This is a genomic window from Chitinophaga sp. ARDCPP14 (assembly GCF_051362515.1).
GTDB lineage: Bacteria > Bacteroidota > Bacteroidia > Chitinophagales > Chitinophagaceae > Chitinophaga.
The window spans coordinates 19,133-33,776 of the sequence record NZ_JBKIXB010000007.1 but is presented as its reverse complement, the minus strand read 5'-3'; the positions used below and the strand labels follow the sequence as shown (position 1 = coordinate 33,776).

Here is a 14,644-nt window from a genome sequence, read left to right as displayed (position 1 = left end):
ACGGTCAGCGTTTTAATTCCTCCCGGTTAATAAAAATGGAGAACACCGTTGCGCCATAGTTCCTTTCAGAACGGTACCAGGAATAATCCTGGAACTTCTTATGCTGGGTATGTTCCACCACCAGCCAGCCTTCCGGGTTCAGTAACTCCTTTTCAAATATCAGTCCCGGTAACTGATCCAGTGTTGCCATCATATACGGCGGATCAGCAAAAATGAAATCAAATTTCTCCGTGCATTGCTGCAGGTATTTGAAAACGTCCATTTTTACCGTTTTCAGGTTTTCAATCCCCAACGACAAAGCTGTTTTACTGATAAAAGCAGCCATTGCCGGGTCTTTCTCCACCACAGTCATATCAGTGGCTCCCCTGGAAGCCAGCTCAAAGCTGATACTGCCGGTGCCGCCAAAAATATCCAGTGTTTTTAAAGATGGAATATCCAGGTTGTTTTCGATAATATTAAACAATCCGCCTTTTGCAATATCTGTAGTTGGCCGGGTATGCGGCATTTTTGCAGGCGGTTGTATCTTTCGTCCCCCACTCGTTCCTCCGATTATACGCATAACGCTAACGCATATAAGTTATGAAAATAATAGCCCGGGATTTCCTGCATTTTTGTAATGTAACTGAAACCCGGGATTCGTTGTATCCATTCCAGGTGTGGTATAAACTTATACATCTCCTGGTATACGCCGGCATCCGTAGCCACCACTCCTCCCAGCTTTACTTTCACCAGCTGCTCATTCAGCTCCAGCTGACGAAGCACGTTCACCAGACTATACACCACATCCAACCCGGTTTGGTAATCGCTTTCCTGTTGAATCAGGAGCTTACCGCCGGCATAAACAGTCATCGTAAAGCGGTGCTGATCCACCTCGATAAAAGCCACGCCGTCCTTTGCCTGGAAATCCAGGTCCGTCGGGTAAGATTGCAACAGGGCCGAATGGGCATGTATCACCAGGTCTGTAGAAAACTCCTTGCGTAAAAACCCAAGCAGGTCTTTATCCACGCTGTAAACATTTACCATTGGCAGGGCCGGCAGCAAATCCGACAGGATGGCTTCCTGTATTTTCTCCGGCGCGCCCAGGTGCAGAAAATCCTTCTTCAGCGAGGGCGAATAGTACGTATGCGGTACCAGCACACCTCCGCCGGTATTAAAAGCCAGCAAAATAGATTTAAAGGCAGTAAACAACAGTTTGTCGGTATCAAACACCTGTTCTATCATCTCCAGATCGGCCAGGGCCAGCTTCCGGGGGGTAAAATGATAGGACTTCAACGCCAGGAATTTCTTTGCAACCGGATCAAACACTACATAGCTGAATGTTCCGCTTCCTACCAGTACCAGTAAATTACAGGCAGTGAGATCAGTTTCCAGCAGGATTTCATCGTCTACTGTAAATGCAGGATGGATGTTATAAGCCACGGGCATATTTAACCTTTCAAATGAATTACAATAATACTCTTTTTAGTTAATTGGTGAGGGCGTTTTGTTGTTTTATATAAGGGAGATGATCAACAGATAGCCATATCTTTGTTGCTATACCCATAATCGGCTAAAGATCCATGCAACTGGAAGTCACCACCCGGCAAATTATCAAAATAGCAGGACCCATCTGCCTGGCGCTCATTATTCCGCAGATTAATCACATCACTAATACCGCCTTCGTAGGGCGCCTGGGCGAATTTGAACTGGCGGCCAACGGGATCGCCGGTATCTACTACCTGGTGATGTACATGATTGCCTATGGCCTTAACAACGGCATGCAGGTACTCATTGCCCGCAGAGCGGGCCAGCAGCAGTTTTCCGGCATCGGGCAACTGTTCTCCAATGGCATACAGGTTGGACTCTTTTTCTCTGGAATCGCTATTTTACTCACCCTCCTGGCGGCGCCCTGGTTCTTTTCCAAAAGCCTGCACGATCACCATATCATCGCTGCAGCCGTTTCGTTTATCCGTATCCGTATATGGGGCCTTCCTTTTCTCATGCTGCTGAATATGGCCAATGCATTTTATATCGGCAGCGGCCACTCGAGGGTGCTGGCGGTTACCTCGCTTTTCCAGGAAATGATGAACATTTTCTTCGATTATACGCTCATCTTCGGTAAACTGGGATTCCCGGCGATGGGGCTCAACGGCGCCGCCACGGCCTCCGTGATTGCGGAAGTTACCGGTTGCGGGGTCGCTTTCAGCATCCTCTTCGGGAAGCGTTATCACCTGCAATACAGCCTGTTCAGCTATTTGCGGCTCAACTGGAGCATTGTCCGCAACATCCTCAATGTATCCGCACCACTGATTGTGCAGTTCCTTTTCAGCATTGGCGGATGGTTCGTATTCTTTATTTTCATCGAGCACCTGGGCGAACGCCCGCTCGCTGTATCCAATATGCTCCGCAGTATTTTTGGCTTCTTTGGCATCTTCACCTGGGCGCTGGCGGCGGCCTGTAATACAATGGTAAGCAACATCATTGGGCAGGGACGGCCGGAACAGGTTTTCCCCATCATCCGGAAAATTGTGGCGCTCAGCGCAGGATGCGCTATTGCCATGTGCGTGGTGGTTAACCTCTTCCCCTATACGTTGCTGCACATTTATACCAATAGCGCCGACCTGATCACCATGGCCATCCCTTCCATCCGGATTATCACGCTAAGCACCATCCTGATGGCGATAGCAGCGGTGGTAATGAGCGGCGTGGTGGGTACCGGCAATACAAGAATTAATCTCGTAACGGAAATTATCGCCGTTATCGGCTACCTGGTGTACTGCAATATTGTAATTGAAAGAATGCGCAGCGAGCTGCACTGGGCCTGGGGAGCAGACTTTATTTACTGGATCATTATCTTCGGAATAAGTTACTGGTATCTGCGCAGTGGCAAATGGAAAGGAAAAGAAATCTAAAAGTCGCTTCTATAATCTAAAAATCATAACAACATCAATCAACGAAATCAATAAAATCACCGTTAATCCTGGGAAAGACAACCTTCGCTTACTGCAAATCATCCAGCATTTTCCTGCAATCCGCTTTGATCCCGGCATCATCCTGGGTGATATTGCGCAGGGTCAGCGCTTTCTTCAGCACTTCAATGGCTTTTTCCTGCTGGTCATCTGCTTTATAGGCGCGGGCCAGTTCATAATAGTTGAGGATAAAAGCGGGGTCCAGCTGCCGGCACTTTTCATAGTTGCTAATGGCGTTGGCCAGTGAGCCATCCGGCAATCCGCCAAAAAGCATTTTTGCTGCGCCTCTTTCAAAGGCATTCAGGTTGGCTACTTCATAATTCCATTTACCTAAAACGTGATAGCCCTGCGCCAGTGAAGGGTTAAACTTAACCGACAGTTCCGCATATTTCTTTACTTCTTTGGAGGCGGCTACTTTATCTTTTGCACCGGAGATCAGCGCCATACGTCCCATTGCAATAGCCATCGATAAATTGGATTCGGGACTATTGGGATTTACCTTAAGCGCTTGCTCGGCATAGCTTTTAGCGAGATTAAAATAACTGATCTTATCGTCTTTGCTTTTCTGCCGGTTGCCAATGCGGGAACATAACTGGCTGGCCTGGTTCAATGCGTCCAGTTCCGACGGTTGTATTTTGAGGATGTCCTTATCTTTTTCAAATGCTTCGCTTTCTTTCATCTGTTTCTCCAGCTGCCTGGCTTCTTCTACCATTTCACTGACACTCTGGGCCTGTACAAACAGTACCGCTGATAATAAAAAGCAAACTGCCATGATCCGTTTCAACATAGGACAGGTTTTTACAGCGTAAGAATTTGTTGATTGACTTATAGCTATAAATTTACGGAAACATCATATATATCCCAAAAAATAGTAACTAGTAATCCTTCTCCAGGGAAACCAGGGAGTTGCGGACAGTAGCGCCCATGGGCGGATTCATTTTGCGGAGGGTAACGGTGCTGTGCTGGATACCGGGATACCGCTGCTTGAGTGCATCGGTTAATTCATACACCACTTCTTCCAGTAATGGCCGTGGAACGGCCATCACGGCCTTTGCTATTTCATAGATGCCCTGGTAGTTAACCGTTTCAGACAAATCATCTACGGGCACGGTGCCGGGTATACGAACTGCCACATCCAGTACAAAATGATTACCGATGATGGTTTCTTCCGGGTACAAGCCGTGGTAAGCGTAGAAAGTAGCCTGTTCGAGGGCGATGGTAAGCATAAGCGGAAATTACGGACAACAAATAACGGATTTACAGGAATGTTCTCCCTGTAAATCCATTATTCATTATCCTGTTTATTATTGGTGGTGTTCTTTTGCTGATAAATATCTTTCTGCATCCAGGGCGGCCATACATCCGCTGCCGGCGGCAGTTACCGCCTGGCGGTAAATTTTATCCTGTACATCACCGCAGGCAAACACCCCTTCCACGCTGGTACGGCTGGTGCCTGGTTCTGTAACAATATATTCCTGGTCGTCCAGTGTCAGGTAGTCTTTGAAGATACCGGAGTTTGGCTGGTGACCAATAGCTACGAAGAATGCGCTTACCGGTATTTCTTTCTTTTCGCCGGTTTTGTTATTCAGGATGCGCAGTCCTTCTACTTTCTTATCTCCCAGTACTTCGTCTGTTTCAGAATTCCAGTATACAATGATATTGGAAGTTTTCAGTACGCGGTCCTGCATTACTTTGGAAGCGCGCATTTCATGACGGCGCACCAGCATATGCACTGTACTGCACATTTTAGAAAGATAAAGCGCTTCTTCAGCAGCGGTATCACCGGCGCCTACAATAGCCACTTCTTTACCACGGAAGAAGAATCCGTCGCAAACAGCGCAGGCGCTTACGCCGCTGCCGTTCAAACGTTGCTCGGAAGGAAGCCCCAGCCATTTGGCAGAGGCGCCGGTGGCGATAATGATCGCATCGGCAGTGATTTCCTTCTCTTCGTCGATCGTTACTTTATAAGGTTGTTTACTGAAATCCACGGAAGTAGCCAAACCATAACGGATGTCGGCACCCATGCGGGCTGCCTGTTTTTCAAAATCCACCATCATTTCGGGTCCTTGAATACCTTCCGGATAACCAGGATAGTTTTCAACTTCAGTGGTGATGGTTAATTGTCCGCCGGGCTGAATGCCCTGGTATAATACTGGTTTAAGGTTGGCTCTTGCAGCATAAATTGCAGCGGTATAACCGGCAGGGCCGGAACCGATGATCAATAAGTGTACATGCTCTTGTTGCTTGTTTTCCATTTTGTTTGCTGTATGTATAATTACCTGCTAATAATAATTGTTTTATAGGTTACTGTATACCCGCCCCAGTAGCCTAATGCGCCGGGTACATTTCCAAGTATCTTCGTGGGCGATGAAAATGGATTGCCATTACTGCTATAGGCAAAATCAAGCGTTCGCCAGAAATCCCAGGTTGCTTTGTCAATATTACAAAACTTCAGGGTAACAGTATCCCCCGGTTCAAAGAACTCATCGGGCCTGTCATCAGGATCCAGGTTCTTATTAACGCCGGCGTCCACAGGAATTTCAAATGTTGTGCCGTTCACCAGCTGGTCATCCAGCACAGAATTCAGTCCGGGTAAATAGGGCTCACTGTTTCGCCTGGTAAAGTACCTTGCATAGTTCCCAAACGCAGGAGCATCCGTGATCTTCACCCAAAGGCGGGCTTTCGTGGAGTCGTCCACCGTCACTAATGTCCACCAGACCGAGTCCAGTTTCATGCCGCGCTGCGGTATAGTTGTCACAGATTCATATGCCTTATTGTCAGCGTTAATACGTAAAGTATAGGTGCCCGGCACATTTCCGGTGAAGTTGTTTGCAGGCTGCGTAAGATCCGGCAGGTATACAAAGAACTTCATGTTGCCGGTATCTATTGTCCGCTCCTTTAGTGTCATGGTTTTGCTGCCATTGGAAACGGTGACAGTGGCGTTATGAACAAATGCATTCGTTAATACTGCCGGATCTATCTGTGAAAAATAGTTAAGGCTGTGTGTGAGAATTACCAACGGGTAGGAGCCGCTTTCAAATCTGCCTTCCACCACCAGTTGTGGTTCCTGTTGTGGCAGGTTAACGCTGATATCTTTCTCGCAGGCGGCAAAGATCAGTATAACCAGGAGTAAGAAAAGCGGCATACGCATGAGTGCAAAAATAAGGGGTGTTCACTAAATAAGAACACCGGCCATGTATTTACAAGGCCGGTGTTCTTATAGAATAAAGAGGATTAGTAGATTTATCCTTTCGTTAATGTTAACTAACTAATGAATAAAGGTATTTTATCCCAGGTATGATTTCAGGGCGCCACTATAGCGGGCTTTCTGCAGCCTTTTGATAGCACGTTCTTTAATCTGCCTGATTCTTTCTTTAGTCAGATCGTATTTCTGACCGATTTGTTCGATTGTTGCGCCATTTTCACCATCCAGACCAAAATAAGCATTCACAATTTCAGCTTCGCGTGGGCTCAGGGATTTTAATACCCGGCGTATTTCCTCGCGGAGTGAATCTCTCATCACGTCGTCATCAGTAATATCTCCACCTTCCAGCAGGTCGCCCATTGCTACGTCTTCTGCTTCGTGCACGGGTGCATCCAGAGACATGTGACGGGTGTTGCTTTGGAAGATATTGTTAATTTCTGATTCAGACATCTCCAGGATTTCTGCGAGCTCCTCGGTAGAAGGCTCACGCTCGTTTTCCTGCTCAAATGCCATGTAAGCTTTGTTAGCTTTATTATAGGTGCCAATTTTGTTTTGCGGAAGACGAACAAGACGACCCTGTTCAGCCAGCGCCTGCAGAATGGATTGGCGAATCCACCATACTGCATAAGAGATGAATTTGAAACCTTTCGTTTCATCGAAACGTTGTGCCGCCTTGATCAAGCCGAGATTACCTTCATTAATCAGGTCACTCAGGCTAAGGCCCTGGTGCTGATACTGCTTCGCAACAGAAACAACGAAACGTAAGTTTCCTGTAGTCAATCTTTCAAGAGCCTTTTGATCGCCCATTTTAATGCGTTGCGCCAAAACGGTCTCTTCCTCAGGTGTTAACAAAGGGATCTTCGAGATTTCCTGCAGGTACTTTTCTACCGCCTGCGAATCACGATTGGTGATCTGGGTGGCAATTTTAAGTTGCCTCATATGAAAAATTGTATTGGTTTATAAATAAATAACAGCGAAAGAAATTTTTTGTTCGAAACTTTTAAAATTATTAACTTACAAAGTTTCCCGCGCTTTATTGTTTTGTTTCAAAATAAGTCTGCAAAGATCGTGCTAACCAACCACTCTACCAAATCCTTCTTATATTTGCCAGCCATATAACAAAGTACAGTTTTATAACGGAATTTTATAGTGCTTTAGTCCCTGTACAGCGTTGGTTTATACAAATTTTAACAATTGATAAAGAATCATATTTAAATTAACATCTTAACTAATTTATTCGTTAAGCCGTTGCAAATTTTTCAATAAAATGATTGACTTTAGAAGCGACACTTTTACACGTCCCGGCCCTGGCATGTTACAGGCTATGCTGCAGGCAGAAACCGGTGATGACGTTTTCGGTGAAGATCCCAGCATCAACAAACTGGAAGCCATGATGGCAGAATATTTTGGCAAACCGGCAGCCTTGTACTGCCCTTCCGGCACTATGAGTAACCAGGTCGCCATTAAAGTACATACGTTGCCCGGGGATGAAGTGGTTTGCAGTAATCTTGCTCACGTATATATTTATGAAGGAGGCGGCATCGCCTTCAACTCCGGCGCCCAGGTACATGCCCTCATCGGCGACCGTGGCATGATCCGCGCTACCCAGGTGGAAGCAGCCATCAACCCCGACGATGTGCATAAAGCCCGCACCAGCCTCGTTTGCCTCGAAAACACCTCCAACCGCGGCGGCGGATGCTGCTACGACTGGGAAGAGATGGTGAAAATAGGCGACGTGTGTAAAAAACATGGCCTCGCACTGCACCTCGACGGCGCCCGCCTCTTCAACGCACTCGTGGCCACCGGCCAGGACCCAAAAACATACGGTCAACTATTCGACAGCATTTCCGTTTGTCTTAATAAAGGAATGGGATGCCCCATGGGCTCCGTACTGCTCGGCAGCGAAACATTTATCAAAGCCGCCAGGCGTATCCGCAAAAAACTCGGCGGCGGCCTCCGGCAAGCCGGATTTATGGCAGCTACCGGCATCTATGCCATGGAAAATAATATCGCCCGGCTGGCAGAAGACCACCACCACGCCAAACAACTGGCGCAGGCCCTGCTGGAAAAATCCTTCACCGGCCACATGCTCCCCGTGGAAACCAATATCCTCATCTTTGAAGTAACAGGCGACTGGACTCCGCAGCTCTTCGCCGATTACCTCAAAAAACAGGGTATCCTCGTAATGGCCATCTCACCAACGCAGGTAAGAATAGTCACCCACCTCGATGTTACACCGGAAATGATTGCACAAACCTGCGAAATCATCGCAGAGATGGCATAACGGAAAGGGCAACTATTACTGCCCTTTAAATTTCCATCTCTCCTTAATCTCCGTTATTTTTGCAACCTTATATTATGAATAGCATGGAACTTTCGAAAAATTACCTGCCTGCAACGGTTGAAGAAAAATGGTACCAACAATGGATGGATAAAGGCTACTTCCGCTCTAAACCGGATGGCCGCCAACCCTTTACTGTCGTCATCCCCCCTCCAAACGTCACTGGGGTCCTCCATCTTGGCCATACCCTCAACGAAACCGTACAGGATATCCTGGTACGCCGGGCTCGTATGAGCGGCTTCAACGCCTGCTGGGTTCCAGGCTCCGACCACGCCTCCATCGCCACGGAAGCAAAAGTGGTAAATATGCTCAAACAGGAGAAAGGCATCGAAAAATCCCAGCTCACCCGCGAAGAATTTCTCAAATATGCATTCGAATGGAAAGATAAATATGGAGATATCATCTACCACCAGATAAAAAAACTCGGCTGCAGCTGCGACTGGGATCGCGTAACCTTTACAATGGACGACCACTACTACAAAGCAGTGATCACCGTTTTCATTGACCTCTATAAAAAAGGAGTGATCTATCGCGGCGCCCGCATGATCAACTGGGATCCAAAAGCTAAAACAGCACTGAGCGACGAGGAAGTTGAATACAAAGACCTCCAGGGTAAGCTCTATCATGTGAAATACGCCATCACGGACGCCACCGGCACGCCAACCGGCGAATATATCACCATCGCCACACAGCGCCCGGAAACCATCATGGGCGATACCGCCATCTGCGTAAACCCGGAAGATGAAAGATACGCCCACCTGAAAGGTCACTTTGCTACCGTACCACTGGTCAACCGTCGTGTTCCGGTAATATTTGATACCTACGTAGATAAAGAATTCGGTACCGGCGCCCTGAAAGTAACGCCCGCACACGATATCAACGATTATAACCTGGGCCTGAAACATAACCTCGAAATCATTGATACCCTCAACGACGATGGCACACTCAGCGCCGCCGCCGTTGTTTTTGTAGGAGAAGACCGCTTCGTTGCCCGTAAAAAAGTAGTAGCCGCCCTCGCAGAAGAAGGCCTGCTCGTAAAAGAGCAGGAATATACCACCCGCCTCGGTTACAGTCAGCGTAACCCCGATACGGTAGTGGAACCCCGCATCTCCACCCAGTGGTTTGTGAAAATGGCAGAAATGGCCAAACCCGCCCTGGACGCGGTAGTGAACGGTGATGTAAAAATCCATCCCGGCGACCGGTTCCTGGCGACTTACAAATACTGGATGGAAAATGTTAAGGACTGGTGCATCTCCCGCCAACTCTGGTGGGGACAGCAAATCCCTGCCTGGTACGCGCCGGACGGTTCCTTTGAGGTAGCCGCCACCGCTGCTGAAGCAGTGCAGCAGTTTGCCGCCCGCAGTATCACCGTCAAAGCAGCCGAACTCACACAGGACCAGGATTGCCTGGATACCTGGTTCAGCTCCTGGCTCTGGCCCATGGAAGTATTCAACGGCATCTCCCAACCGGATAACGAGGATATCAATTACTATTACCCTACTTCGGTATTGGTAACCGGACAGGATATCATCTTCTTCTGGGTAGCCCGTATGATCATGGCCGGACTGGAGTTCAAAGAAGTGAAACCCTTCAGCGACGTATACTTCACCGGAATGGTACGCGACAAACAAGGCCGTAAAATGAGTAAGCAACTGGGCAACTCCCCCGATCTGCTGGAACTCATCCATGCCTTTGGCGCCGATGCCGTTCGCTTTGGTATCATGATTTCTTCACCCGCTGGTAACGATCTCCTGTACGATGACTCCAGCTGTGAACAGGGCCGTAACTTCTGTAATAAAATATGGAATGCCCTTAAACTGGTGAAAATGTGGGAACAACGCCAGGAAGATGACAGCGCCACCAACGCCGCAGCAGATAACTTCGCCGTGAAATGGTTTGAAAGCAGGCTGAATGAAGTACAACTGGAAGTAGCCGCCCTGCATAAGGACTTCCGCCTCAGCGAAGGCCTCAAAGCCATCTACAGCCTGGTATGGGACGATTTCTGCAGCTGGTACCTCGAATGGGCAAAACCGGGTTTCGAACAACCGATCCCTGCTTCCATCTACCATAAAACAGTTTACTTCTTCGAACAACTGATGCAACTGCTGCACCCGTATATGCCTTTTATTACAGAAGAAATATACCAGCAACTCACGGCACGTGCAGCGGATGATTCCCTGATGATAAAACAGTTTATCACCCCACAGGCACCGGTACACGCTACCCTGCTGGAAGGTTCGCTGGCAAAAGAAGTGATCAGCAGCATCCGCGATGCACGTAACAAACATCAGATAAAACCAAAAGATCCGATCGTACTGCACATAGAAACCAAACACGATAACGCATTCAAACAAATTGAAGGCATGCTCGCCAAACAGGTGAACGCAAAAGCCATTCACTATGTACAGGAACCCGTGCCAGGCTGCATTACCCTCGTGATCCAGAAAGATAAATTCTACCTCGGTACAGAAACTGCACTGGATACCACCGCACAAAAAGCAGCGCTCACAAAAGACCTCGAATACCTGAAAGGATTCCTGGTATCTGTTGAAAAGAAACTCAGCAATGAGCGCTTCGTACAAAACGCAAAAGCAGAAGCCGTAGACGCAGAACGTCAGAAGAAAGCAGATGCCGAAGCAAAAATTGCAGTCATAGAGGAAAGTTTAAAGTCCTTATAATTTTTAGGATCGCCCGGTCGTTACTATACCGGGCGATTTTTTTATATCCCGGTACTATCATGCAAAAACATCTGTTACTTAGTTTCTTATTAGCCACTGCTGTTACACCGGTCATTGCACAATCCGCAAAAAAACCGGCGACTGCCGTAACCAGCAAAAGACCCATGAAACTCCGCAGCAGCTGGGGCATCTACCTGAGCGACACGCTACCAAAAAGTGAAGTCATTAAATTACTGGACTCCGCGTTAATTGTGCGGGACGAAAAGAATATCAAATACCCGGTGCTCTCATTTGCTTTTACTTTTGAAAAACATGAGCCTTATCTGAACGATACTACCGGGCAACCCGCTATATACAAAGATTTTACAGGAGATAATTTCAAAGCAGCTTCCCTCCCCGCCGCGTGGAGCAAAAACCTGAAGGAAACCCTGCAAACCGGTGATGTCTTGTACTTCGACGACATCATCATCAAATATGCAGAAGAAAAATTCTACAAAGCTCCTTCCCTTCAGATCAACGTTAAATAATCCATCTTCTTAATAATTAAACAACTGCTGGATCGGTATAATAAAATCAAACCGGTTCCGCGCATTGTCTACGGGGTCCTGGTCAAACAGGTGACTGAAACGCACGCCAAACGTAAAAGGCAGTGCATTACCTATGCGCGTGTCAAAGAATAACTCGGTACCGGCGGAAGTATAACGGGTATTGATATCCACATTGTTACGGGAAAAATTAGCCATGCTGTAATCGTAAAACAAATTAGCCCGGATACGGTTGAAATACAGGATCTGCGCAAAGCCCCAGTCGGGATATACCAATGGCAGATGATAGTTTGCTCCCAGCTTATAAATATGCGTATACGACGGCGTATTATACCCTCTCGCATATACGAAATTATCCGTGAAAGTATAATTGAACGCATTATCGCGTTGCTGATAAGCGGCCTGCAATACCAGGTTATGATTCTGCCATAATCCCGGCAAATACTGATCCAGCCGCGCATACAGCTGTTCGGCATACAAGCCCGACACAGAACTGTTATACTGCACCGCGAGATACTGCCCGAAATGTGTGTAAATGTTTTGTACTGCCTTGATCCGCTGGTTGTTAAAGATGATGGTGTTGGTCAGGAACTGCAGATCGTTTCCCTTGTACTTGCTGTCCAGGTAACGGTGACGGATATTGTAATTACTACCGAAAGATACACTGCGGCTGTAAAGTCCCGACGACAGGTTCAACGGGATACTGAAGCCCACATGCGCAGTGGCCTCATTCCAGTATACCCGCTGCCGGTTCTGATCCAGTCCATTACGGTTAATGGTATAGTCGGCTCCTACTGATAATACCGGGAACCAGCCCCCGAAAGTAAAGCCTGCCGCGAAATCCGAGCTGCCCTCATTCCGGTTGTACGTATAGCCGATACTGGTAGACGTAGTGCTCAATATATTTTCACCGATCAGTGAAATACTGTAATCCGGGTCATTAAAAGATGGTACCCAGCTGTGGAAGTTAAATGGACGGGTGAACTGCGGATACTTCTTCACCGGCAGGGAATCATGCGGCGCCAGCTCCAGGATATTACCACCTTCTTTAAAATGAGGCTGCAGCCAGGCGCTGCGCCCGTCTTTACTTACGTCGGCGGGTTCCCAGGCGGCTTTGTTCAACGCAGCGTGATACAGCTTGTATCCTTTCACGGTGAATTCACTGAAAACGAGACTGTCGCCTGCCGGATCTACTGCCATATGCAGCGCACTGTTCCCCCTGTCGGTGACTTCATACGTTTTTCTATCTGCCAACGTAATCGCATATACGTTGTTCACATCTTTCAGGCCACTGGTGAAATAAACCGTATCCCCGCTCACAACCGGTATACCCATTACAGTATAACTGAAAGGCGTAAGCATGGTGCTTTCGCCCGTAGCGAGCGACTGCTCAACCAACGCCATCTCTCCCTTATTATTTCTTACCGCACTGATCACAGCCTGTTCACCGGCAGCAAAACGCGGATAGGTATAATACCAGTTTTCCGGGTTGGGCAACTGCTTCTCCACCAATGCTGTACGCGCATTGATCAACTGCAGGCTGTATTTCATTTCAGTGGTGGTAGCCACTGCTATTACCTTTTCTCCATTTTCACTGATATCCGGGGAGAAGAATTTCCCCTTCGGAGAAACAGTTTTCGTATGCCCGGTAGCGTTATCCCACACCCGGATCACGGAAAAATCCTTCCAGCCCCACCGCGCATCGAAACGGGCAGCAGCCCATACCACGCGGCCATTGCGGTAACTGAAAAAGTCATCGTATAAAATACCGGGACGCACCAGCAAACGTTCTTCACCGGAAGCATTCAACCGGTAAATACCGGGCACTTTATTCCAGGCATTCTTTAATATCACCCATTCATTATTACCTGCACTGTATACATAGTTATAGTTGGTAACTGGTTTGGCAACCGGCAGCAAAGGCTGCGCCGGCGTGGTATCCGGCCGGGCGGCATAATTATTCCAGAGCGGCTGGTATTCTTTCAGCACGGCATTATAAAAGCCGGTTACATTCATACCTGTTCTCTTCTTCAGGCTGTGCGACAATGGGTAAAACACACCGCGGAAACGAACGGCGTCACTGGTAACGTCTCTCCAGAACGTGTGTCCGTAATGCTCCCGGCCATAACTGGTCATCATATATCCCAGCGGGTAATGATCCGGTACATAATCTACATAGGAACCATTACGGATTTTCATATAGGCGTAATGTTTACCCGCCAGCGAAAGGCCACGGAAGCCGTCAAAGAAACCCGGGAGCCGTCCCCTGCCCTGCGGCGTTAACGCAGTTTCCATTACCACGGCATCACCTTCCCAGAACCAGTTGGGTACTGCGATATTGGTTACCGCTGCTTGCCCCAGCTGCCCGCCAAGAATAGAAAACACTTTGGATACCCCCTGCCGGAAGTTCATGTTCTGCAATACGTGCCGGTACTCGTGCACAGCCAGCTGGTCTACCCAGTTAAGAGAGCCCAGGTCGAGCGAGTTAGGAGGTGGTGTCAGGTAAAATTCAGAGCGAAAAGGGCCGAGTTGTACATATCCGTTAGATTGCAGCGTTTGATTCTGCAATACAATACTTACTTTTTTTTGAAGACTGCCAATAGAAGACCGGGTATAACGGTTAAGATAGTGAACCAGGTTGGCGACCCGCTCACCCTGCCCGGTCATACCATGAGGGAAAATCACCCGCACCGTATCTGTGTTGATCTGTTGCCATTTCAGCGAAGGCGGATTACCTCCGAATTGCTGCGCCGATAAAGAAAGGGAAAAGGAAAGAAGAGTAATGGCAAGGATAACACGCATAAAAAATAACGAATTACGGATCTAAGCAGATGATGATAACGTATAAACGAAAATATGGTTCTTTCCTTATATTATAACCGATATTCGCCGTAATCTGCTTTTAAATCTGTAATTCGTTACCTGGT

At 47.8% G+C, this 14,644-nt stretch carries 12 protein-coding genes; 4 read left to right on the top strand and 8 right to left on the bottom strand.

All coding sequences use genetic code 11. The features are described from left to right. Positions 1-4: 4 nt before the first annotated feature. Both ACLHR0_RS19615 and ACLHR0_RS19610 read right to left on the bottom strand, forming a co-directional pair. Positions 5-559, bottom strand: a complete 555-nt coding sequence (locus ACLHR0_RS19615; RefSeq protein ID WP_370907939.1) for an RsmD family RNA methyltransferase — start codon at positions 557-559, stop codon at positions 5-7. Next, positions 550-1,419 (bottom strand): DUF3822 family protein, encoded by an 870-nt coding sequence (locus ACLHR0_RS19610; RefSeq protein ID WP_436488890.1) that lies wholly within the window; start codon positions 1,417-1,419, stop codon positions 550-552. The genes ACLHR0_RS19615 and ACLHR0_RS19610 overlap by 10 nt, the downstream gene beginning before the upstream one ends. Positions 1,420-1,559: 140 nt before the next feature. On the opposite strand from ACLHR0_RS19610, the gene ACLHR0_RS19605 reads away from it, so the two are divergent. After that, on the top strand, positions 1,560-2,891 hold the full coding sequence (locus ACLHR0_RS19605) for an MATE family efflux transporter (RefSeq protein WP_436488888.1): 1,332 nt from the start codon (positions 1,560-1,562) through the stop codon (positions 2,889-2,891). Positions 2,892-2,979: 88 nt separating this feature from the next. Here the strand turns inward: ACLHR0_RS19605 and ACLHR0_RS19600 are convergent, their stop codons facing one another. The 5 genes from ACLHR0_RS19600 to ACLHR0_RS19580 form a co-directional block, all read right to left on the bottom strand. Next, positions 2,980-3,735, bottom strand: a complete 756-nt coding sequence (locus tag ACLHR0_RS19600; RefSeq protein ID WP_429050388.1) for a hypothetical protein — start codon at positions 3,733-3,735, stop codon at positions 2,980-2,982. Between the two features lie 88 nt (positions 3,736-3,823). Next, positions 3,824-4,174 carry a dihydroneopterin aldolase gene (folB, locus tag ACLHR0_RS19595; protein ID WP_079473347.1) on the bottom strand — a complete coding sequence of 117 codons (351 nt, stop codon included), beginning with the start codon at positions 4,172-4,174 and terminating at the stop codon, positions 3,824-3,826. A 78-nt stretch (positions 4,175-4,252) separates the two neighbouring features. After that, positions 4,253-5,203 (bottom strand): thioredoxin-disulfide reductase, encoded by a 951-nt coding sequence (gene trxB / locus ACLHR0_RS19590; RefSeq protein ID WP_370907943.1) that lies wholly within the window; start codon positions 5,201-5,203, stop codon positions 4,253-4,255. Between the two features lie 20 nt (positions 5,204-5,223). After that, complete coding sequence (locus tag ACLHR0_RS19585) at positions 5,224-6,099, bottom strand: DUF4249 domain-containing protein (RefSeq protein ID WP_436488885.1); 876 nt, start codon at positions 6,097-6,099, stop codon at positions 5,224-5,226. Positions 6,100-6,234: 135 nt separating this feature from the next. After that, positions 6,235-7,092, bottom strand: coding sequence for a sigma-70 family RNA polymerase sigma factor (locus tag ACLHR0_RS19580; protein WP_012793808.1), 858 nt, complete (start codon positions 7,090-7,092; stop codon positions 6,235-6,237). Positions 7,093-7,420: 328 nt separating this feature from the next. On the opposite strand from ACLHR0_RS19580, the gene ACLHR0_RS19575 reads away from it, so the two are divergent. From ACLHR0_RS19575 to ACLHR0_RS19565, 3 genes are all read left to right on the top strand, one after another. Next, a complete protein-coding gene (locus tag ACLHR0_RS19575; RefSeq protein ID WP_370907945.1) occupies positions 7,421-8,437 on the top strand; it encodes a threonine aldolase family protein in 1,017 nt (338 codons plus the stop codon). A gap of 83 nt (positions 8,438-8,520) precedes the next feature. Beyond that, entirely contained in the window at positions 8,521-11,172 is a 2,652-nt protein-coding gene (locus tag ACLHR0_RS19570) for a valine--tRNA ligase (RefSeq protein WP_436488881.1), read from the top strand. A gap of 59 nt (positions 11,173-11,231) precedes the next feature. Next, complete coding sequence (locus ACLHR0_RS19565; RefSeq protein ID WP_429063316.1) at positions 11,232-11,699, top strand: hypothetical protein; 468 nt, start codon at positions 11,232-11,234, stop codon at positions 11,697-11,699. 9 nt (positions 11,700-11,708) lie between these two features. Here ACLHR0_RS19565 and ACLHR0_RS19560 read toward each other — a convergent pair whose 3' ends face one another. Beyond that, positions 11,709-14,519, bottom strand: coding sequence for a hypothetical protein (locus ACLHR0_RS19560; RefSeq protein WP_436488879.1), 2,811 nt, complete (start codon positions 14,517-14,519; stop codon positions 11,709-11,711). Positions 14,520-14,644: the final 125 nt, after the last annotated feature.

What these genes read in the sequence shown, in the direction of transcription:
- ACLHR0_RS19585 (WP_436488885.1), bottom strand. Translation starts at nt 6,099, where the DNA reads ATGCGTATGCCGCTTTTCTTACTCCTGGTTATACTGATCTTTGCCGCC.
- trxB (WP_370907943.1), bottom strand. Translation starts at nt 5,203, where the DNA reads ATGGAAAACAAGCAACAAGAGCATGTACACTTATTGATCATCGGTTCC.
- ACLHR0_RS19570 (WP_436488881.1), top strand. Translation starts at nt 8,521, where the DNA reads ATGGAACTTTCGAAAAATTACCTGCCTGCAACGGTTGAAGAAAAATGG.
- ACLHR0_RS19580 (WP_012793808.1), bottom strand. Translation starts at nt 7,092, where the DNA reads ATGAGGCAACTTAAAATTGCCACCCAGATCACCAATCGTGATTCGCAG.
- ACLHR0_RS19560 (WP_436488879.1), bottom strand. Translation starts at nt 14,519, where the DNA reads ATGCGTGTTATCCTTGCCATTACTCTTCTTTCCTTTTCCCTTTCTTTA.
- folB (WP_079473347.1), bottom strand. Translation starts at nt 4,174, where the DNA reads ATGCTTACCATCGCCCTCGAACAGGCTACTTTCTACGCTTACCACGGC.
- ACLHR0_RS19565 (WP_429063316.1), top strand. Translation starts at nt 11,232, where the DNA reads ATGCAAAAACATCTGTTACTTAGTTTCTTATTAGCCACTGCTGTTACA.
- ACLHR0_RS19615 (WP_370907939.1), bottom strand. Translation starts at nt 559, where the DNA reads ATGCGTATAATCGGAGGAACGAGTGGGGGACGAAAGATACAACCGCCT.
- ACLHR0_RS19605 (WP_436488888.1), top strand. Translation starts at nt 1,560, where the DNA reads ATGCAACTGGAAGTCACCACCCGGCAAATTATCAAAATAGCAGGACCC.
- ACLHR0_RS19575 (WP_370907945.1), top strand. Translation starts at nt 7,421, where the DNA reads ATGATTGACTTTAGAAGCGACACTTTTACACGTCCCGGCCCTGGCATG.
- ACLHR0_RS19600 (WP_429050388.1), bottom strand. Translation starts at nt 3,735, where the DNA reads ATGTTGAAACGGATCATGGCAGTTTGCTTTTTATTATCAGCGGTACTG.